Annotated in this window: 17 protein-coding genes; 11 read left to right on the plus strand and 6 right to left on the minus strand. The window is 71.6% G+C overall.

The window, feature by feature from the left end; genetic code table 11:
* The first annotated feature begins 79 nt into the window (after positions 1–79).
* The 3 genes from ACQPXB_RS24230 (at position 80) to ACQPXB_RS24240 (ending at position 3339) form a co-directional block, all read left to right on the plus strand.
* Positions 80–910 (plus strand): SDR family NAD(P)-dependent oxidoreductase, encoded by an 831-nt coding sequence (locus ACQPXB_RS24230; RefSeq protein ID WP_432856249.1) that lies wholly within the window; start codon positions 80–82, stop codon positions 908–910.
* A 121-nt stretch (positions 911–1031) separates the two neighbouring features.
* Entirely contained in the window at positions 1032–2060 is a 1029-nt protein-coding gene (gene speB / locus ACQPXB_RS24235) for an agmatinase (RefSeq protein WP_432856252.1), read from the plus strand.
* A gap of 103 nt (positions 2061–2163) precedes the next feature.
* The gene (locus ACQPXB_RS24240) at positions 2164–3339 is read left to right on the plus strand and encodes a cytochrome P450 (RefSeq protein ID WP_432856255.1); all 1176 of its coding nucleotides are present in this window, start codon (positions 2164–2166) and stop codon (positions 3337–3339) included.
* Position 3340: 1 nt separating this feature from the next.
* Here the strand turns inward: ACQPXB_RS24240 and pip are convergent, their stop codons facing one another.
* The gene (gene pip / locus ACQPXB_RS24245) at positions 3341–4297 is read right to left on the minus strand and encodes a prolyl aminopeptidase (protein WP_432856258.1); all 957 of its coding nucleotides are present in this window, start codon (positions 4295–4297) and stop codon (positions 3341–3343) included.
* Between the two features lie 391 nt (positions 4298–4688).
* Here pip and ACQPXB_RS24250 point away from each other — a divergent pair, with 391 nt between their 5' ends.
* On the plus strand, positions 4689–5153 hold the full coding sequence (locus ACQPXB_RS24250) for a GNAT family N-acetyltransferase (RefSeq protein WP_432856261.1): 465 nt from the start codon (positions 4689–4691) through the stop codon (positions 5151–5153).
* Here the strand turns inward: ACQPXB_RS24250 and ACQPXB_RS24255 are convergent, their stop codons facing one another.
* Complete coding sequence (locus tag ACQPXB_RS24255; RefSeq protein WP_432856264.1) at positions 5154–6476, minus strand: hypothetical protein; 1323 nt, start codon at positions 6474–6476, stop codon at positions 5154–5156.
* 315 nt (positions 6477–6791) lie between these two features.
* Here ACQPXB_RS24255 and ACQPXB_RS24260 point away from each other — a divergent pair, with 315 nt between their 5' ends.
* Positions 6792–7505, plus strand: coding sequence for a hypothetical protein (locus ACQPXB_RS24260; protein ID WP_366581986.1), 714 nt, complete (start codon positions 6792–6794; stop codon positions 7503–7505).
* Between the two features lie 149 nt (positions 7506–7654).
* The gene (locus ACQPXB_RS24265) at positions 7655–8512 is read left to right on the plus strand and encodes an SAM-dependent methyltransferase (RefSeq protein WP_366581987.1); all 858 of its coding nucleotides are present in this window, start codon (positions 7655–7657) and stop codon (positions 8510–8512) included.
* 69 nt (positions 8513–8581) lie between these two features.
* Here ACQPXB_RS24265 and ACQPXB_RS24270 read toward each other — a convergent pair whose 3' ends face one another.
* On the minus strand, positions 8582–9490 hold the full coding sequence (locus ACQPXB_RS24270) for a LysR family transcriptional regulator (protein ID WP_366581988.1): 909 nt from the start codon (positions 9488–9490) through the stop codon (positions 8582–8584).
* A gap of 106 nt (positions 9491–9596) precedes the next feature.
* Between ACQPXB_RS24270 and ACQPXB_RS24275 the strand changes: the two genes are divergently transcribed.
* From ACQPXB_RS24275 to ACQPXB_RS24285, 3 genes are all read left to right on the plus strand, one after another.
* On the plus strand, positions 9597–11330 hold the full coding sequence (locus ACQPXB_RS24275; RefSeq protein WP_432856269.1) for a pyruvate dehydrogenase: 1734 nt from the start codon (positions 9597–9599) through the stop codon (positions 11328–11330).
* Between the two features lie 44 nt (positions 11331–11374).
* Positions 11375–12589 (plus strand): helix-turn-helix domain-containing protein, encoded by a 1215-nt coding sequence (locus ACQPXB_RS24280; RefSeq protein WP_432856272.1) that lies wholly within the window; start codon positions 11375–11377, stop codon positions 12587–12589.
* Positions 12590–12826: 237 nt separating this feature from the next.
* Complete coding sequence (locus tag ACQPXB_RS24285) at positions 12827–13777, plus strand: alpha/beta hydrolase (RefSeq protein ID WP_432856275.1); 951 nt, start codon at positions 12827–12829, stop codon at positions 13775–13777.
* A 1-nt stretch (position 13778) separates the two neighbouring features.
* Here ACQPXB_RS24285 and ACQPXB_RS24290 read toward each other — a convergent pair whose 3' ends face one another.
* The 3 genes from ACQPXB_RS24290 to ACQPXB_RS24300 are packed head-to-tail and all read right to left on the minus strand — an operon-like array spanning position 13779 to position 17163.
* The gene (locus tag ACQPXB_RS24290; RefSeq protein ID WP_432856278.1) at positions 13779–14525 is read right to left on the minus strand and encodes a succinate dehydrogenase/fumarate reductase iron-sulfur subunit; all 747 of its coding nucleotides are present in this window, start codon (positions 14523–14525) and stop codon (positions 13779–13781) included.
* Positions 14522–16465 (minus strand): fumarate reductase/succinate dehydrogenase flavoprotein subunit, encoded by a 1944-nt coding sequence (locus tag ACQPXB_RS24295; protein WP_432856281.1) that lies wholly within the window; start codon positions 16463–16465, stop codon positions 14522–14524. The genes ACQPXB_RS24290 and ACQPXB_RS24295 overlap by 4 nt, the downstream gene beginning before the upstream one ends.
* Complete coding sequence (locus ACQPXB_RS24300; protein ID WP_366581993.1) at positions 16453–17163, minus strand: succinate dehydrogenase cytochrome b subunit; 711 nt, start codon at positions 17161–17163, stop codon at positions 16453–16455. The genes ACQPXB_RS24295 and ACQPXB_RS24300 overlap by 13 nt, the downstream gene beginning before the upstream one ends.
* A gap of 83 nt (positions 17164–17246) precedes the next feature.
* On the opposite strand from ACQPXB_RS24300, the gene ACQPXB_RS24305 reads away from it, so the two are divergent.
* A complete protein-coding gene (locus ACQPXB_RS24305; RefSeq protein WP_366581994.1) occupies positions 17247–18176 on the plus strand; it encodes a LysR family transcriptional regulator in 930 nt (309 codons plus the stop codon).
* 42 nt (positions 18177–18218) lie between these two features.
* Positions 18219–19127: an MBL fold metallo-hydrolase gene (locus tag ACQPXB_RS24310; RefSeq protein WP_432856286.1), complete on the plus strand. Its 909-nt coding sequence runs from the start codon at positions 18219–18221 to the stop codon at positions 19125–19127.
* Positions 19128–19228 lie beyond the last annotated feature (101 nt).

Here is a 19228-nt window from a genome sequence, read left to right on the forward strand (position 1 = left end):
GTTGTGTTGTTAAGAGAACGTCGTTGCGCTAACTTGGTGGAGCGGGGATCGGCCCCGCGGAGGCGAGAGGGAACGAACGATGAGCAAGGTGTGGCTGGTCACGGGCGGTTCGCGCGGTCTCGGCCGGGCGGTGGTGGAGGAGGTCCTCGCGGCCGGCAACGACGTGGTGGCGACGGCCCGCACGGTCGATTCGCTGAAGGACCTCGACGAGCGCTACGGCGACCACCTCCTGCGCTTCCCGCTGGACGTGACCGATCCGGCGCAGGCCGAGGCCGCCGTCGCCGCGGCCGTGGAGCGGTTCGGGCGGCTCGACGTGGTGGTGAACAACGCGGGCTACGCCAACATGGCCTCGGTCGAGGAGGTCGACCTGGCCGACTTCCGCGCGCAGGTCGAGGCGGTGTTCTTCGGGACGGTGCACGTGACCAAGGCGGCGCTGCCGGTGTTCCTGGCGCAGCACTCGGGGCACTTCATCCAGGTCACCTCGGTCGGCGGCCGCGGCACGGCACCCGGTCTTTCCGCCTACCAGAGCGCGAAGTTCGCGACGGAGGGCTTCTCCGGAGTGCTCAACGACGAGGTGTCGGGCCTCGGGATCAAGGTCACCATGGCCGAGCCGGGCCTGATGCGCACGGACTGGTCCGGACCGTCGATGGAGGTCCGCGCGTTCAAGCCCGAGTACGCACCCACGATGGGCCCGCTGATCGAGCACCTGCGGAGCAAACGGGGCGTCGAGCCGATCGACCCGGCCGCGGTCGCCCGGGTGTTCCTCCAGGTCGTGGAGCTGGCCGAGCCGCCGCTGCACCTGGTGCTCGGCAGTGACGCAGTCGCCATGATGCGGGCCGGGATGACGAAGCTGATGGCGGAGGACGAGCGCTGGGCCGAGCTCGGCCGCTCCGTCGACTTCGCGAACTGAGCCGAACCGAGCTGAACTGAGCTGAACTGAGCCGCGCCGTGTCGGCCGGGGTGTGACCGGTGGGCGAATCCGGGCAGATCCAGGGCGTCGCGCGGGTAGGTTGGCCCGCAAGGAGGACGTCATGGCTCGCTACGGCACCCAGTTCGGCCCGGACCTCACCTTCCTCGGCGTGGCGCGCTGCGACTGGGCCGACCCCGCCACCTACCCGGGCGCCGACGTCGTGATCCTCGGCGCGCCGTTCGACGGCGGCACCTCGCACCGCGCCGGCACCCGGTTCGGCCCGCAGTACATCCGGCAGAGCTGCTACCTGCCCGCCGACGGTTCGCGCCCGTCGCTCGCGCTGCGCGTGGACGCGTTGCGGGACCTGAAGGTCTTCGACGCCGGCGACGTCGAGATGTACTCGGGCGACGCCGAACGATCGGTGCGTTCGCTGCAGGAGGCCGTGCACGCGGTCACTGCCGCGGGTGCGATCCCGCTGGTGCTGGGCGGGGACCACACGATCGCGTGGCCGGACGCGGCCGGAGTGGCACAGCACCTGGGCCAGGGGCGGGTGTCGATGCTGCACTTCGACGCGCACGCCGACACCGGCGACATCGCGTTCGGCTCGCTGGTGGGCCACGGCCAGCCGATGCGCCGGCTGATCGAGTCGGGTGCCGTGCGCGGCGACCGGTTCCTGCAGCTCGGCCTGCGCGGCTACTGGCCCGGCCCGGAGACGCTCGACTGGATGGCCGCGCAGGGCATGCGGTCCTACGAGATGACCGAGATCGTCGCGCGAGGGCTCGAAGAGTGCCTGACCGAGGCGTTCGGGATCGCCACCGACGAGTGCGACGGCGTGTTGCTGTCGGTGGACATCGACGTGTGCGACCCCGGCCACGCACCGGGCACCGGTACGCCGGAGCCGGGTGGGCTCACCGCCCGGCAGCTGCTGGACTCCGTGCGGCGCATCGCGTACGAGCTGCCGGTGGTGGGTGTCGACGTGGTCGAGGTGTCGCTACCGTACGACCACGCGGACATCACGTCGTTCCTCGCGAACCGGGTGGTGCTGGAAGCGTTGTCAGGCATCGCGCGCCGGCGTCGTGACCACGCCGACGGCACGGTGTGGGACCCGGCGAAGCCCTTGCTGGCCGAGCGGCCCGACCGTCGTCCGTGACGGGCGCGGTGACCCGAACGCGCGACGTTTTCCGCCCGTGCGGCCGATGCCGCGTGCCCCCGCCCGCCCCTACGGTGGTGAGTCCTCGGAGTGGGGAGGACACGTGGCCAAGTCGGTCGAGGAGATCCTGGCGAACGTCGACCTGTACGCCGAAGACCAGCGCGAGAACCTGCTGGCGGCGGCCGCGGCCGCCAGAAGTGGCTGTCCCGTCCCGCACACCGACGCGGACGGCGGCTACCACGTGCTCACCCGCTACGAGGACGTGCGCGCGGTCTGCGCCGCGCCGGAGCTGTTCAGTTCGGCGCAGCCCGCGATCCGCGGCGTGCCGGTGCGGGTGATCCCGATCGACACGGACCCGCCGGAGCACCGCGAGTACCGCCGGATCCTCAACCCGTTCTTCACCCGGGCCGCCCTCGCACGGCACGAGCCGCAGCTGCGTGAGCTCGCGCGCACGGCGATCGAGTCCTTTGTGGACCGCGGCGCGTGCGACATCGTGAGCGACTTCGCGATCCCGTTCAGCGCCGGTTCGCTCGCGCGGATCGTGTTCGCGACGGACAACCGCGACCTCGTGGACCGCGGGGTGGCGGCGGCCAAGGACGCCGCGGTCACCAGCAGTCCCGAGGCGTTCCAGACGCTCGCGGGCCTGGCGATGGAGGCGCTGGCCGAAGCGGAAGCGAAACCGGACGACGGCGAGGACAGCGTGCTGCGCGCCCTCGTCACCGCGACGATCGGCGGCCGGCCGCTCACCCTCGAGGAACGGCTCGGCATGGTGACCACGCTGTTCCTCGGCGGCCTCGACACCACGCGCGGCGTGATCGCGAACATCGCCTACCACCTCGCGACCCGCGACGACGTCGAACCGATCCTGCGCGCCCCCGGCGGCTGGCAGCGCGAGCTGGAGGAGTTCCTGCGGCACGAGACCACGGTCGCGTTCATGGCCCGCACGGCCACGCAGGACACCGAGATCGCGGGCACGCCGGTGAAGGCGGGGGAGCGCGTCGCCGTGTTCTTCGCCGCGGCCAACCGGGACCCGGCCCGGTTCGAGCGGCCGGACGAGCTGGTGTTCGACCGTGGCGGTGTGCCCCACGTGTCGTTCGGCTTCGGCATCCACCGCTGCCTGGGCCTGCACTTCGCGCGGATTCAGCTCGCGGTGGCGTTCGAGGAGCTGCTGGCCCGGACCACGCGGTTCCGGCTCGCGCCGGGCGCGGAGATCCGGCGGCAGGTCGGGCTGAGCCTGGGCAGCCCGTACCGGCTGGACGTGACGTTCGACCGCGTCTGACTCACGCCGGTGTGAAGCCGGCGATCGCCTTCAGGACCGCCTCGCCCATCGCGGGGCTGCCGGTGTGGCCGGAGTCGTCGATCACCACGAGCTCGGCCGAGGGCCAGGCCTGCGTGAGGTTCCACGCCGCCCGCAGCGGCACGCTGAGGTCGAGCCGGCCCTGGATGAACACCGCCGGGATGTCGTGCAGGCGGTGGACGTTCGCGAGGATCTCGCCGGCCTCCAGCCAGGCGTGGTGGCCGTAGTAGTGCGCGCACATCCGGGCGAGCGTGATCAGCTGGTCCTCGGGGCCGGCGCTGTACTGGCCGGGTTTGCCGTTGGTCTCGTGCGCGATCACGGCGTCTTCCCAGGCGCACCAGTCGCGGGCGGCCCTGAGCTGCACCGCGCGGTCGGGTGAGGCGAGCAGGCGGGAGTACGCGGAGAGCAGGTCGCCGTCGCGCTCGGCCTCGGGTACGCCGTCGCGGAAGGCTTCCCACTCGCGGGGCAGCAGCCGGCTGACGCCGCGGTAGAGCCAGTCGACCTCGTCGGGAGTGCTGGTGAAGCTGGCGATCATCACCATCTCCGACACGCGTTCGGGGTGGCGCTCGGCGTAGGCCAGCATGAGCGTCGGACCCCAGGAACCGCCGTACAGCATCCACTTCTCGACGCCGAGGTGCTCGCGCAGGCGTTCCATGTCCGCGATCAGGTGGTGGGTGGTGTTGTGCTCCAGGCCCACCGCCGGGTCCGCGATGTTCGGCACGCTCTCGCCGCAGCCGCGCTGGTCGAACAGGATGATCCGGAACTTCTCCGGGTCGAAGCCCTTGCGGCTGTTGCGGGCACCGCCCCCGCCGGGGCCGCCGTGCACGCACAGCACCGGTTTGCCGTCGGGGTTTCCGCCGGTCTCCCAGTAGATCCGATTGCCGTCGCCGACGTCGAGCAGTCCGTGCGCATACGGTTCGATCGGCGGGAACGGGGCCATGGCGGGATCCTCCAGGGAGTCGGCGGCCCGGGAAGACTACTGATCACTTCACGTGGTGGCACCTGGTTTTCGCCGATGGCCGTCAGCTGCCGGCGGGGGCCTCGCCGGCCGTGGCCCGCGCAGGCTGACCGGTATGACCGAAGCCGAGCGCATCCGGGCTTGCCGCATCGACCGAGACCGGCGAGCTGGACCTGGTGACCGCGACCCAGCTCCGCTGGTCCAGCTCCAGCAGTAGCAACTCGCCCTGCCGGCCGACCGTCGCGGAGACCAGCCCGTCGGGAGATTCGGCGTGCGCTTCCGGCTCGGCTGTCTTGTCTCGCAGCGCCCGCCGGTTGAGGCCGGCGCACCTTCGATATTTACAGGTTTAATCGACGTGGTTACCGTTTCCTGGATGGATCCCACCATCACCGCGGTGTCCGCGGACCTGATTCCTGCGCTCGTCTCCTCGGTGGAGGCGCTGTTCCGCGAGGACGGAGGCCGCCACGACACGCGCATGGACCTCGCCTGGCCGCAGCGCGAAGGCCCGGCCTACTACACCGCCCTGCTGGCCGACGAGGATGCGCTTTGCCTTGTCGCACACGGAGAACGCGGCGTCTCCGGGCATCTCGTGGGCCGGCTCAGGCGGCAGGACCCGCTGCACCCTGGTGCAGTGACGGCGGTGCTCGAAAGCATGCGAGTCACCGCCGGGCGACGCCGCACCGGCGTCGGCACGGCGCTCGTCGAGCGATTCGACGAATGGGCGAAAAACCGCGGTGCGGACGGATTCGAGGTCACCGCCTATGCCGCCAACGCCGGCGCCCGCGCGTTCTACCGGCGGCACGGATTCCGCGAGTTCGAGGTCACCCTCCGGCGCTGATCACCCCGTCGAGATGTCGAGCACGGCCTTCCCGTCGAGGACCCCGGAGAGGCGGACGGTCACCATGTGGCCCGCGGTGCCGAAGGAGCCACTGCCGCCCATGCCGAAGCTCAGCTCGCCCGAGTCCTGCAGGATGCGGACGCCGTTCGAGGTGACGGACGCGGTGAACGTCAGGCCGCTCGCGGTGATGTCGGCCTGTCCGGTGACCAGGACCTGGCACTTGCCCGCGGCGCACGCGCCCAGGTCGGTGCCGTTGGCAGCGGGCGGCAGCGTCGGGGGCGGTGAGCCGAGCGGGCGGCACTGTGGCGCGACGTCGTGGGAGTGGGCCAGCACTGGGTTCGCGGCCGCGATCGTGGGCACGTCGGGCGTGGGCAGGGCGATGCTCGCCAGCACCCCGATGATCTGCTCCGCCTGCGGTTTCAGCCGCTCGACGGGCTGGAAGGCCAGGTCGGCCGTCCCCGAATCGCTGGACGGCAGCTTCGGCGCCACCGCGCGCAGCGAGGCGAGCAGGCTGTCGTGGTACTTGTCGGCCGCCGGGATGCCCGACGGCGTGACGATGCCGAGTGTCTCGACCAGCCGGGAGACGCTGGAGCCGGCCGAAGAGATGAAGCTGCCCAGGTCGAAGCCGCTCAACCGGGCGTAGCGCGGGTCGCTGATGATCAGGTCTTCGATCTTCTGCGCCTTGAGGGCCGTGGCGGCGGTGACGGCGCCGCACATCGTGTCCGCCCACGTCACGAGCGGGCGGGTCGGCGCGGCGGCGTCCACGGGGCCGAACTGCCGCACGGGCGTGCAGGCGGGCGCCACGTTGTACGACGCGTTGAGCTTCGCGTCGCCGCGCACCGCCCTGGTCAGGTCGGCGGCCGCCGGCTTCAGGGCGGCGACGGCGGTGGCGAGATCGCGGGCCTGCGCGAGCGTCGGCTGCGCGGTGGTGTCCGGCGGCGCCTTCTTGGCCACCTGGTCGAGCGATTTGCCCAGCTGCATCACGTACGCGTCGGCGGCCTTGATCCCGGACGGCGGCACGGACTTGAGGCCCTGCCCCGCTTGGCCGACCTGCCCGGTGATGCCGCTGACATAGGAGGTGATCTGCGAGGCGAGGAAGTCGGCCTGCGCCGGGTCGGCCGCGGTGTGGTTCACCTCGTCGATCCCGGTCGGCAGGCCCTGCAACGCCTGCACGCTCGTGCACACCGCCTGCGACCACGCCACGAGCGCCCGCGCCGCGGCCGGCACCGGGGGCAGCGGCGCGGGCAGCGCGTGCCCGCCCGTGGTGCACCCGGCCGCGACCAGCGCGAACGCTCCCAGCACCACAGCCGACCGAACCCGCATCTCCGACTCCCTTTCCCCGGTCGGCGCAGACTAGGCCGGCGTATCCGGGAGGGGTCCCCGGCGACGGGGCGGGTTCCATTGTGGACCGTGCCGGGCCAGGCCGGGGTCAGCACGTAACCGACCCCGGGCACGGCGTGGATCAGGGGCGCAGCTGCCGGATCTGCGCGGCGCTCGCGCGGGGTCGTGTGTCACCCGTGAAAATCCGTCACCCTGGGTGAGCAAGTGGGGGCGGGTTTACACGATCGGGCGGAGGTTCATAGGATCTTGCCGCCGGTCGTGCCGCGGGCCCGCGGCCCCGGCGGTGTGGAGGTCTGGATGGCAGGCACGGGGCCCGGCGAAGGTCGCGACGAGCTCGACTCCGTCGCGAAGCTGGTGAGCCTGTCGGAGACGGCGCCGATGCCGCGCATCGACGGCGAACGGCCGCCGCTCGTCACGCGGCCGAAGCCCGAGTCCGATCCGAGCGGGCTGTACCCGGAGCCTGCCACCGCGCCGCGCACCTCGGGCGAGGGCCCGGCCACGAAACCGCAGTCGATCGTCGGCGAGCTGCCCCTGGGGCTCGACGCGATGTTCGCCGCCGCGGGACCCGAGCACGAAACCGAGCGGACGCAGACCTCACCTCCTGTGACGAACCGGCGCAACACGCGGTACGTGGTGATCGCCGGCGCGGTGGTTGTCGCACTGGCCGGGCTCGGCACGTGGGCGCTGTGGCCGGCACCGGAAAGCGGTTCGGCCGGGCGGCCGGCGGAAGTGCCGGTCGCGCCGTCGAAGCCCTCGTCCGCGCCGCCCGCGGTCACGACCATGACCGCGAGCCCGACAGCGCCGACGGCCACTGACCAGGTGGACCACACCACGGTGCACACCACCGAGGAGCAGAAGCCGCCGCAACGGCCGGCGAGCGGGCACCCGAGCGCGCCGCACCAGACCTCGGCGGGCACGACGTCGGAGGACATCTGGAGCTCGGCCGTGAGCTCGTACCTCCAGGACTGGAGCAGCCGCCACCAGCAGCCGCCGCCCCGCCACCGCGGCTGACGGTGTCCGGCCGGGCGCGGAAGGCCCAGGTGGCACCGATTTAGGCGCCCGGCGTGCAGCTGAGCGGGCGACCTCCCGTAACCGGAGGGGGCCGAGGTACTACTCTGAGTGGGCCAAAGCCGCCCCCGAGCCGCCTTGCGAGGTTACCCATGCCCAGCGCTCCGCCGTCCACGCTGTCGCCCAGCCAGGTTCCCGTGGGGGTCGACCCGAACCGGCCGAGCATCGCGCGGATCTACGACGGCTTCCTCGGCGGGAACCACTACTACGAGGTCGACCGCGCGGTCATGGAGAAGATCAACGCGGCGGTGCCCGAGGCCGTGCACATCGCGCGCGGCAACCGCGGTTTCCACAACCGCGCGCTGCGGATGCTGGCCAACCAGACGGGGATCCGCCAGTTCCTCGACTGCGGTTCCGGCCTGCCGACCGCGGAGAACACGCACCAGATCGTGCAGCGCGCCCACCGCGACGCCCACGTGGTCTACATCGACAACGACCCGGTGGTCCTCGCCCACGGCCGCGCACTGCTGGCCGAGAACGAGTACACGCACATGGTCGACGCCGACATCTTCCAGCCGGAACTGGTGCTGGAGAACGAGACCGTGCGCGAGTACATCGACTTCTCGCAGCCGCTGGGCCTGCTGCACATCGGCACCATCCACCACTTCGAGGGCGACGGCGCCGTCGACGTGATGCGCCAGTACATCGATGCCCTCGCCCCGGGTTCGTTCGTGGCGCTGGCGCACTTCTACGACCCCGAGGTGCCGGAGCTGACCGCCGTCGCGAAGCGGATCGAGGAGATCCTCGTGTCCGGGCCGCTGGGCGCCGGCCGCTTCCGCACGCGCGCGGAGATCGAAGGCATGCTGCCGGGCCTGGAACTGCTGCCGCCCAACGCGACCAGCGGCCCTGGCATGTCCGTCTGCGACGAGTGGTGGCCGGACGGCCCGCGGCTCACCCCGCTCAGCGACTCCGCGAAGTGCGTCGCCGGGATCGTCGGCCGCAAGCCGTGAGCTGACTTTCCCTCAGCAGATCCCCGGTGCCCGGGTGGCACCGGGGATTTTTCTTGTCCGGCAACGGGTTCACGCCGGCAACGCGCGGGGCGCCGTCGCCAGCACGTGCTTGCGGAACGTCTCGCTCGCCGGCGGCAGCACGCGCCCGGCGAGCTGGGCCAGGCCGATGTCGCGAGCCGCGGGCACGTCCGTGACGCGCAGGTGCGGGGTCGTCGGCGCGGTCGCCGCGGGCGGGAACGTCGCGGTGTGGGGGAGCGGCAGCAGGGACACGCCCAGCCCCGCCGTGACGAGCCCGCGCAGCGTCTCCACCTCCTCGCCCTCGAACCCGACGCGCGGCGTGAACCCGGCCTGGGCGCACAGCTGCTCGGTGGTCTCGCGCAGCGCGTATCCCCGGCGCAGCAGGATGAACGACTCCTCGGCGACGTCGGCCAGGCGGGCCTGCTTGCGGCGCGCGAGGCGGTGTTTCGGCGGCACGGCCAGCAGCAGCGGTTCCTCCAGCAGCCGGACCCAGTGGATCAGCGGGTCACCCGGGTCGCCACTGGTGAGGACGAGATCGGCCGTGCCGTCGAGCAGTTCTCGCGCCAGGCCTTCCTCGCCGTGCTGGCGCAACTCGAACCGCGCCCGCGGGTGCTCGGCGCGGTAGCTGCTCACGACGGGCGGCACGAGCCAGGTGCCGAACGTGTGCAGGAACGCCAGCGGGATCACCCCCGACTCGGGATCGACGGCTTCGGCGACGGCCCGCATGCCTTCGTCGTAGCGCTCGAGGATCGCGTCGACGTGGGTCGCGAAGGCGTGGCCCGCGGGCGTGAGCCGCAGCGCGCGGCCCGAACGCTGGAACAGGGCGGCGCCGGCTTCGCGCTCGATCCGGTGCAGCGCACGGGAAAGCGCGGGCTGGGTGAGCCGGGCGCGGGCCGCCGTGTCGGTCACCGTCGCCCCGCGGGCGACCTCCCGGAAGAGCCGGAGCACGTGCAGGTCCATGCCATCCATACTGCCACGGCATGGAACCGAGGAAAAAGAGGCATTGGACGCATATACGCTGGCAGCACATGCTGGAGGCAGGTTTTCCGAGAGAGGAGCGTGGCTCATGGCCACTGTGGCCGAACAGCTCGTGCGGACCCTGCGCGACGCCGGCGTGGAACGGATCTACGGCATCGTCGGCGACAGCCTCAACCCGATCGTCGACGCGGTGCGCCGCACCGACGGCATCGAGTGGGTCCATGTCCGCCACGAGGAGGCTGCGGCGTTCGCGGCCGCCGCCGACGCCCAGGTGACGGGGAAGCTCGCCGTGTGCGCGGGCAGCTGCGGCCCGGGCAACCTGCACCTGATCAACGGGCTCTTCGACGCCCACCGCAGCGGCGCGCCCGTGCTGGCGATCGCGTCGCACATCCCGTCGGCCCAGATCGGCACGGGGTTCTTCCAGGAGACGCACCCGGAGCAGCTGTTCACCGAGTGCAGCTTCTACAGCGAACTCGTGTCGCAGCCGGAGCAGATGCCGCGGATGCTGCGGATCGCGATGCAGACGGCCGTCGGCAAGGGCGGCGTGTCCGTGCTGACCATCCCGGGTGACATCGCCGACCGCAAGGCCGCGCACCCGGGTGTGGAGAAGGTCCGGCTGGTGACGCCGTCGCCCGTCGTGCCGCCGGCCGAGACGATCGAGGAGCTGGCGCGCCTGCTCAACTCCGGCGAGAAGGTGATGCTCTTCGCCGGCGCCGGGACCCGCGGCGCGCACGACGAGGTACTGGCCCTGGCCGCGCGGCTCAACGCCCCGGTCGGCCACTCGCTCGGCGGCAAGGAGTGGATCCAGTACGACAATCCGTTCGACGTCGGCATGAGCGGCCTGCTCGGCTACGGCGCCTGCTACGACGCGATGCACGCCGCCGACCGGATCGTGTTGCTGGGCACGGACTTCCCGTACGACAACTTCCTCCCGCAGGCCCGCACGATCCAGGTCGACACCGACGTCGCGCGCCTGGGCCGGCGCACTCCGCTGGAGCTGGCGATCCACGGCGACGTGAAGGCGACGATCGAGGCCGTGCTGCCGCTGCTGCGCGAGCGGACCGATCGCACCTATCTCGACCGGATGCTGCGCGAGCACGTGCGCAAGCTGGAGAAGGTGGTTTCGGCCTACACCACGAAGATCGAGCACCGCCGGCCCATCCACCCGGAGTTCGCCGCGGCGATCCTCGACGAGGTGGCCGACGACGACGCGGTGTTCACCGTGGACACCGGCATGGGCAACGTGTGGGCCGCGCGCTACCTCACGCCCAACGGCCGCCGCCGCGTGCTCGGCTCGTTCCGCCACGGGAGCATGGCCAACGCGCTGCCGCACGCCATCGGCGCCCAGTTCGCGCAGCCGGGCCGCCAGGTCGTGTCGCTCTCGGGCGACGGCGGGCTCGCGATGCTCATGGGCGACCTGCTCACGCTGCCTGCCTACGACATCCCGGTGAAGGTGGTGGTGTTCAACAACGCCACGCTCGGCATGGTGAAGCTCGAGATGCTCGTGGACGGCCTGCCCGACTTCGGCACCGACCACGCGCCCGTGAACTTCGCCGCGATCGCCCAGGCGTGCGGCATCCACGCGACGCGCGTCGAGGACCCGCGCGACGTGCGGGAGGCGCTGGCGAAGGCGTTCGTCCACCCCGGACCGGCCGTGGTCGAGCTCGTGACCGACCCCAACGCGCTGTCGATCCCGCCGCACATCACCGGTGCGCAGGTCCGCGGCTTCGCGCTCGGGGCGAGCAAGACGGTGCTCAACGGCGGCGTCGGCAAGATGATCGAGCTCGCGCGCACCAACCTGCGCAACACGCCGGGGTTCTGAGCCGGCGCGGGCCCGTACGCTGGTCGCCGAGGAGGTGACCGACGTTGCGTGAGCTGGCCGGGCGCATGCGGGCGATCGACCCAGGAGCCGGGGCCGCCTTGCAGGTGGTCGCCCACTTCGACGCGCTGGTCGAAGCCCGCGCCGGTCTCGAAGCGACGGTGCGGGCCGCCGCCGTCCTCGCCGGCTGCGCCGCGGGTCTCGAGGTTCCGGGCCGTCGCTTGCGGGTCCGGGTGGAGCCGGACGGCCGTCGGGCAGACGGGCAGCCCGCGGGCCTTTCGGTGCCGTTGCCGGGATACGCGGGCGCGGTGGTGTGGGTGGAGCGCGTGGCCGAGGACCCGGGCCGCGCCGAGTTCGACCGCGTGCTCGCCGACCGGCTCGCCACCACGGCCGCGATCGTGCTGGACCGCACCGGCGCCGCGGTTCCGCCGGGTGACCCGGCGTCGGTGGAGCTCCTGCTGGACGCCACCGCCGACGAAACGGGGCGTCTGGCCGCCGCCCGGCGGCTCGGGTTGTCGGCGGACGGATCGTTCACCGTGACGGTGCGCGCGAACGGCCCGTTTCCACCTGGCGCGGCCCGCCTCGGCGACCTGGCGGTGACGATCGACCCGGTCGCCAGCCCACCGCGAGCCGCGCCGGGGTCCGCTCGCTTCGACGCTTCGGTGACGCAAGTCGGCGCAGCCGCGACCGCCGAGCGCGCTGCAGAGGCGAAGCTGGAGCGGCCCGTTGCGCGAATGCGCGAGGTTGGCGCGATCGCGGTGCCCGCATCGGGCGGCAGCGGTCGGGCGGCGAGGCCCGCTTCGGCCGTGGTCAATCCGGCCTCGGCCGGCGGGCCACCGGCGGTGCGGTCGGCGTCGGGACCGGCGGTCCCCGTGCGGGAGCTGCCGGTGTCGTACGCGCAGGCGGTTCTCGCGTTGCGGCTCACTGCCGTCGACGAGCCGGGACCGTCGCATGTGGACGCCGCCGAGCTGGGTGGGCTGCTGGCGCTCGCGGACGGGTGCGACAGCCCGGCGGCCACGGCGGAGGTTTCACGCCTCGACCGCGTCCTCGCCGCGCACCCGTGGGCGCTCGCGACCCTGACCGCCGTCGCGGCGGAGCCGAGCCTGCGGGCCGCCGCGGCCGTCCTTCACGTGCACCACTCGACGCTGCAGAGCCGGGTGGACTTGCTCGTGCAGGCGTTGGGGTACGGCGTCGCGTCGCCGGCGGGGCGGACGCGGCTGACGGTGGCGTTGGTGTTGCGGCGGTTCCGCCGTACCCGCTGAACCGTCGTGCACCACTTGACGCTGAGGGCCGCGTGGACGTTGCTCGCTCAGGCGTTGGGGTACGGCGTTGCGTCGCAGGCGGGGCGGACACGGCTCTCGGTGGCGTTGGTGTTGCGGCGGTTTCGCCGTACCCGCTGAACCGCCGTGTGGCGGGCAATGGCCGCCGCGTGCCGGGTTCACCTGGGGCGGGGGCGGCGCCTAGCGTCGGGGGTCGACGTCCCGAGAGGAGCAGGCGGCATGAAGAGGGTGCACCCACCGTTCGACCCCGAGATTGCGGCGGCGCTGGTGGCGGTGAACGAGGCGTTGCCGTCGTCGGTGACGCCGGAGCTGGTGGGCCGGCTACGGGAGCTGACGGCGGCCGGGCACACGATGAGCGTGGCCGAGATCGGCGAGCACGCCGACGTGCGCGAGATCGACGCCGGGGTTCCGCTGCTGGTGCTGCGGCCCAAGGGCAGTGATCCCGCCGTGCCGTTGCCGGGTGTCTACTTCATGCACGGCGGCGGCATGATGGCCGGGAACAACCGCACGGGCGCCGACTGGCTGCTCGGCTGGCTGGCCGAGATTCCGATGGTCGTGGTGAGCGTCGGCTACCGCCTCGCGCCGGAGCACCCGCATCCCGCGCCCGTCGAGGACTGCTACACCGGGCTGACGTGGGTCGGCGAGCACCTGGCCGAGCTGGGTATCGACCCCGCCCGGCTCGTGGTGGCGGGCGGCAGCGCCGGCGGCGGGCTGGCGGCCGCCACCGCGCTGATGGCGCGCGACCGCGGCGGCCCGGCGCTGCGGGGCCAGCTGCTGGTGTGCCCGATGATCGACGACCGCGCGTGCACCCCGTCGAGCACCGAGCTGGTCGGCGAAGGCGTGTGGGACAGCGTCTCCAACACCACCGGCTGGTCCGCGCTCCTGGGCGAGGACGCCGGCGGCCCGGACGTCTCGCCCTACGCCGCGCCCGCCCGCGCCGGCGATCTCGCGGACCTGCCGCCGGCGTTCATCGAGGTCGGCTCGGTCGAGACCTTCCGCGACGAGGCCGTCGCCTACGCGTCGCGCCTGTGGCAATCGGGCGGGCATGCCGAGCTGCACGTGTGGCCGGGCGGCTGCCACGGCTTCGACGAGGTCGTCCCGCACGCTCCGATGTCCCGCGAGGCGCGGGCGAGCCGGGTGAACTGGCTGCGCCGCGTCCTCGCCGAATAACTCACTTGCGGGCTTTGCGTGCTGCTTTGAGGAATTCGCGGTTGAGGGTGGTGATGCTCGTCAGCGGGATGCCTTTGGGGCAGGCCAGGGTGCATTCGCCGCTGTTGGTGCAGCCGCCGAAGCCTTCGGCGTCCATGGTGTCGACCATGTCCAGCACCCGCTGCTCGCGTTCGGGCTGGCCTTGGGGCAACGAGTTGAGGTGGCTGACTTTGGCGGCGGTGAAGAGCATGGCGGAGCCGTTGGGGCAGGCGGCGACGCAGGCGCCGCAGCCGATGCAGGTGGCGTTGTCGAAGGCGAGGTCGGCGTCGGGTTTGGGGACCGGCGTCGCGTGGGCGTCGGGCGCCGCGCCGGTCGGCGCCGTGATGTAGCCGCCGGCTTGGATGATGCGGTCGAACGCCGAGCGGTCGACGACCAGGTCCTTGATCACCGGGAAACCCTTGGCGCGCCAGGGTTCGACGTCGATGGTGTCGCCGTCGTTGAACGCGCGCATGTGCAGCTGGCAGGTGGTGGTGGTTTCGGGGCCGTGGGCTTGGCCGTTGATGACGACGCCGCAGGAGCCGCAGATGCCTTCGCGGCAGTCGTGGTCGAACGCGACCGGTTGCTCGCCCGCCTCGATGAGCTGCTGGTTGAGGGTGTCGAGCATTTCGAGGAAGGACATGTCGCTGCTGATGCCGTCGACGGGGTAGTCGACGAGGCGGCCTGGGGTGTCGGGGCCGGTTTGGCGCCAGACACGCACGGTGAGTTTCACGTGTAGCTCCGCTGGGTGGGGTGGACGTAGTCGAAGGTGAGGGGTTCTTTGTGCAGGACGGGTTTCTCGCCGTATTCCCAGGCCGAGACGTGGGAGAAGTTCTCGTCGTCGCGGGCGGCCTCGCCCTCGGGGGTTTGGTGTTCTTCGCGGAAGTGCCCGCCGCAGGATTCCTCGCGCACGAGGGCGTCGAGTAGCAGCAGCTCGGCCAGTTCGAGGAAGTCGGCGACGCGGGCGGCTTTCTCCAGTTCCTGGTTGAGTTCTTCGCCGGTGCCGGGGATGCGGACGTCGCGCCAGAACTCCGCGCGTAGCTCGGGGACGCGTTCGAGGGCTTTGCGCAGGCCTTCGGCGGTGCGGGCCATGCCGCAGTGGTCCCACATCATCAGCCCGAGTTCGCGGTGGAACGAGTCGACCGAGCGGGTGCCGTTGACGGCGAGGAGCCGCTGGAGGCGGTCGTGGACGCCGGTCTGGGCCTCGAGGACGGCGGGGTCGTCGGGGGTGACGTCGGTGAGGCCGCCCTGTCCGATGTAGTCATTGAGGGTGGCGGGCAGCACGAAGTAGCCGTCGGCCAGGCCCTGCATGAGGGCCGAGGCGCCGAGCCGGTTGGCGCCGTGGTCGGAGAAGTTGGCCTCGCCGATCACGAACATGCCGGGAATGGTGGACTGCAGGTCGTAGTCGACCCACAGCCCGCCCATGGTGTAGTGGATGGCGGGATAGATGCGCATCGGCACCTCGTACGGGTTTTCCGCGGTGATGCGCTGGTACATGTCGAACAGGTTGCCGTAGCGGGCCTCCACGGCGGGGCGGCCGAGACGGGTGATGGCGTCGGCGAAGTCGAGGTAGACCCCGAGCCCGCCGGGCCCGACGCCGTAGCCGGCGTCGCAGATGTTCTTCGCCGCCCGCGAGGCGATGTCGCGCGGCACCAGGTTGCCGAAGCTGGGGTAGAGCCGCTCCAGGTAGTAGTCGCGTTCGTCCTCGGGGATCTGCGCCGGGGGGCGCGGGTCCTGTTTCTGCTTGGGGACCCAGATGCGGCCGTCGTTGCGCAGCGACTCGCTCATCAGCGTCAGCTTCGACTGGTGCTCACCCGAGCGTGGGATGCAGGTGGGGTGGATCTGGGTGAAGCAGGGGTTGGCGAAGTAGGCGCCGCGTTTGTGGGCCCGCCAGATCGCCGAGGCGTTGGAGCCCTTGGCGTTGGTGGAGAGGTAGAACACGTTGCCGTAGCCGCCGGTGGCCAGCACCACCGCGTCGGCCAGGTGCGTGGAGACCTCGCCGGTGACCAGATCCCGCGCCACGATCCCGCGGGCCCGGCCCTCGACCACGATCAGGTCCAGCATCTCCGTGCGCGGGTGCAGCTCGACGTTGCCGGCGTCGATCTGACGCGAGAGCGCCTGGTAGGCCCCGATCAGCAGCTGCTGCCCGGTCTGGCCCCGCGCGTAGAAGGTCCGCTGCACCTGCACCCCGCCGAACGAGCGGGTGTCGAGCAGCCCGCCGTACTCCCGCGCGAACGGCACCCCCTGCGCCACGGCCTGGTCGATGATCTGCGCCGACACCTCGGCCAGCCGGTACACATTGGACTCCCGGGACCGGAAGTCGCCGCCCTTGACCGTGTCGTAGAACAACCGGTGCACCGAATCACCGTCGTTGCGGTAGTTCTTCGCCGCGTTGATCCCACCCTGCGCCGCCACCGAATGCGCCCGCCGCGGCGAGTCCTGGAAACAGAACTGCACCACGTGATAGCCCTGCTCGGCCAGCGTCGCCCCGGCCGACCCCCCGGCCAGCCCGGTCCCGACCACGATCACCCGATGCTTGCGCCGGTTCGCCGGGTTCACCAGCTTCGCCGAGAACTTCCGCGCACTCCACCGCTGGTCGATCGGCCCCGACGGCGCCTTCGTATCGGTGATCGGCTCACCGATCGTGTACTCGAGCATGCTCAGCTCACCCATCCCGTCATCACGGAAACCGGCACGATCATGAACCCGGCCGTGATGACCACCGCCAGCACCGTCCCGACCGTCTTCACCGTGCGGTCCTTGGTCGCGCTCTTGATCCCCAACGTCTGCGCCGCACTCCAGAACCCGTGATTGATGTGCAACCCCAACATCAACAACGCCACCAGATAGATCACATTGACCCACCACACCTGGAAATCAGCCACCACGTTGTGAAACGGCTGCCCCTCCACGAAATCCCGGTTCGCCACCCCCACCGTGAGATCGAGAATGTGCCACACGATGTACACCGCGAGCGTCGCACCACCCCAGCGCATCGTGTGCGTGGCGAACGTCGCCCGCGGCCGCTGCCCGTGCGCGTACCGCACCGGCCGCGCGCGCCGGTCGCGTTTGGACAGCTGCACCGCCGCCGTGACGTGCAGCACCAGCGCCACCACCAGGACCGCGCGCTGGATCCACAGGAACCACGCGTACGGCAGCGCCGGCTCGCCGATCGTGCGCAGCCAGGCCGCGTAGTGGTCGAAGGTCTCGGGCCCGAAGAAGATCTTCAGGTTGCCCGCCATGTGCGCGAGCAGCCAGACCACGAACAGCAGTCCGGTCGCCGCCATCACGACCTTCTTGCCGATCGACGATTCCCAGAAAAGCCGCACCGCCGGGCGTTTGCGCCGGGCGGTGGCGAGTTCACTTGCCACGCCTGCGACGTTAGGTCTGAGTGAACGAGAGGGCAAACACATGATTCCTCTCATCACCAGAGTCAAAGCCTATGATGGGCCCTATGCAGTTCCAGCAGCTGGCATATTTCCTGGCAGTGGCCGACACGCGGCATTTCACGCGCGCGGCCGAGCAGGCGCGTGTGGCGCAACCCTCACTGTCCCAACAGATCCGCGCGCTCGAACGCGACGTCGGCGCCACGCTGTTCCACCGCGTCCGCGGCAACGTCACGCTCACCGAGGCCGGCGAGACGCTCCTGCCCATCGCGCGGCGCATCCTGGCCGAGACCGAGGCGGCGTACCGGGCGATCCGCGAGCTCGACGAGCTGGGGCGCGGCCGCGTGCGCCTCGGCGCCACGCCCAGCCTGTGCACCGGCCTGCTGCCGGTGATGCTCGCGGCGTTCCGGCGCACCTACCCCGGCATCGAGCTGGTGCTGCACGAAAGCGGTTCCCGCGACCTGCAGACCGACCTGTCGGAAGGCGGGCTCGACCTCGCGATGATCGTCGACAGCCGGGTCCGCGACGACCACCGCCTGGAGAGCACGCCGCTGTTCGTCGAAGAGCTCGTGGTGATCTCGCCGAAGCACGAGCCGGCGCCGGTGCGCGGCCGGCTCGCCATCCAGGACCTGAAGGGCCGGCCGCTGGTCATGTTCCGCCGCGGTTACGACCTGCGCGAGGCCACGGTGAACGCCTGCCGCGCCGCCGGCTTCGATCCGGCCTTCGCCATCGAGGGCGGCGAGATGGACGCCGTGCTCGAGCTCGTGCAGGCGGGCCTCGGCCTCGCCGTCGTCCCGAGCACTGTGGTGGGTGACCGCTTCCGGATGACGCAGTTCACCGAGCCCGGCCTCAGCCGCGTCGTCCGGCTCGCCTTCCGCCGCGACGTCGAGCTCACCCGCGCGGCCCGCGCTCTGCAGGAGGAGATTGTCCGGTTCCTGGCCGGGGAGGGTGGGCTCGGTCACCTGCCGCCGGGGATCCGCTCGCTCGCCGGGCGCTGACGGGGGCATGATCAACTCGACGGGCGGAGAAGGGAGTGCGTGGTGGCGGGAGCGCTGAACGAGCAGTCGGCTGTACGGGTGCTGGAGCTCGGGGGAGTGCGGTTCACCTACGTGGTCGACGGCGCGCTGGCCATGGTGCCCGGCGGCTTCTTCCCCGCCATCCCGGCCGCTTACTGGACCGAACACCCCGAGGTGCTCGACGCGAAGGGCCGCGTCACGGCGTCCGCGGGCGGTCTGCTCGTGGAGCGCGACGGCCGGTCGCTGCTCGTCGACGCCGGACTCGGTGTCGAGACCGACCCGGTCGAGATCGGCGGTGAGCCGGTCGCCTTCAGCGATTCCGGCGCCCTGCCCGACATCCTCGCCGCGCTCGGCCACCGGCCCGAGGACATCGAGGCCATCGCGTTCACGCACCTGCACGTGGACCACACCGGATGGGCGTTCGTCGACGGGCGCAAGTTCTTCCCCGCGGCCACCTACCTCGTCGCGGCGCAGGAGTGGGCGCCGCACGGGCGCGGGGAGCTCATCCCGGGCGCACCGGGCCGGGCCGAGGTGATCGAGCCGCTGGCGGGCACGCACCAGGTGATCGGCGACGGCGACGAGGTTTTCCCGGGCGTGCACGCGATCGTGACGCCCGGACACAGTCCGGGGCACACCTCGTACGTGATCGAGGCGGGGGAACGGCGCGTGGTCGCGTTCGGCGACGTCTTCCACATCCCCGCGCAGATCACGCACCCCGACTGGCCTTCGCTGCCCGACGTCGACGCCGCCGGCGTGCTCGCCGCTCGGCGCCGGATCGTGGCGGAGCTGGAGCGGCCCGGCGCGATCGGGTTCGGCATCCACTTCGGGGACCAGGCCTTCGGGCGCGTCGAGCGCGACACCGACGGCTCGCTGAAGTGGGTCCCGGTCCAGGCCGAAGCCGTGCTGCCCGCGCCGCGCGTGCTCGGGGACTGAGGCCGCTCCACCCGTCGGGCGACGCTCGTGGACAGGGTGCGGTGCGGGTGCTATAACCGGACTACTCCATACTGCATACAACATCCAGTCGAGCGGGTGAC

The organism is Amycolatopsis sp. CA-161197 (genome assembly GCF_050942255.1).
In the GTDB taxonomy this organism is placed as follows: Bacteria; Actinomycetota; Actinomycetes; order Mycobacteriales; family Pseudonocardiaceae; genus Amycolatopsis.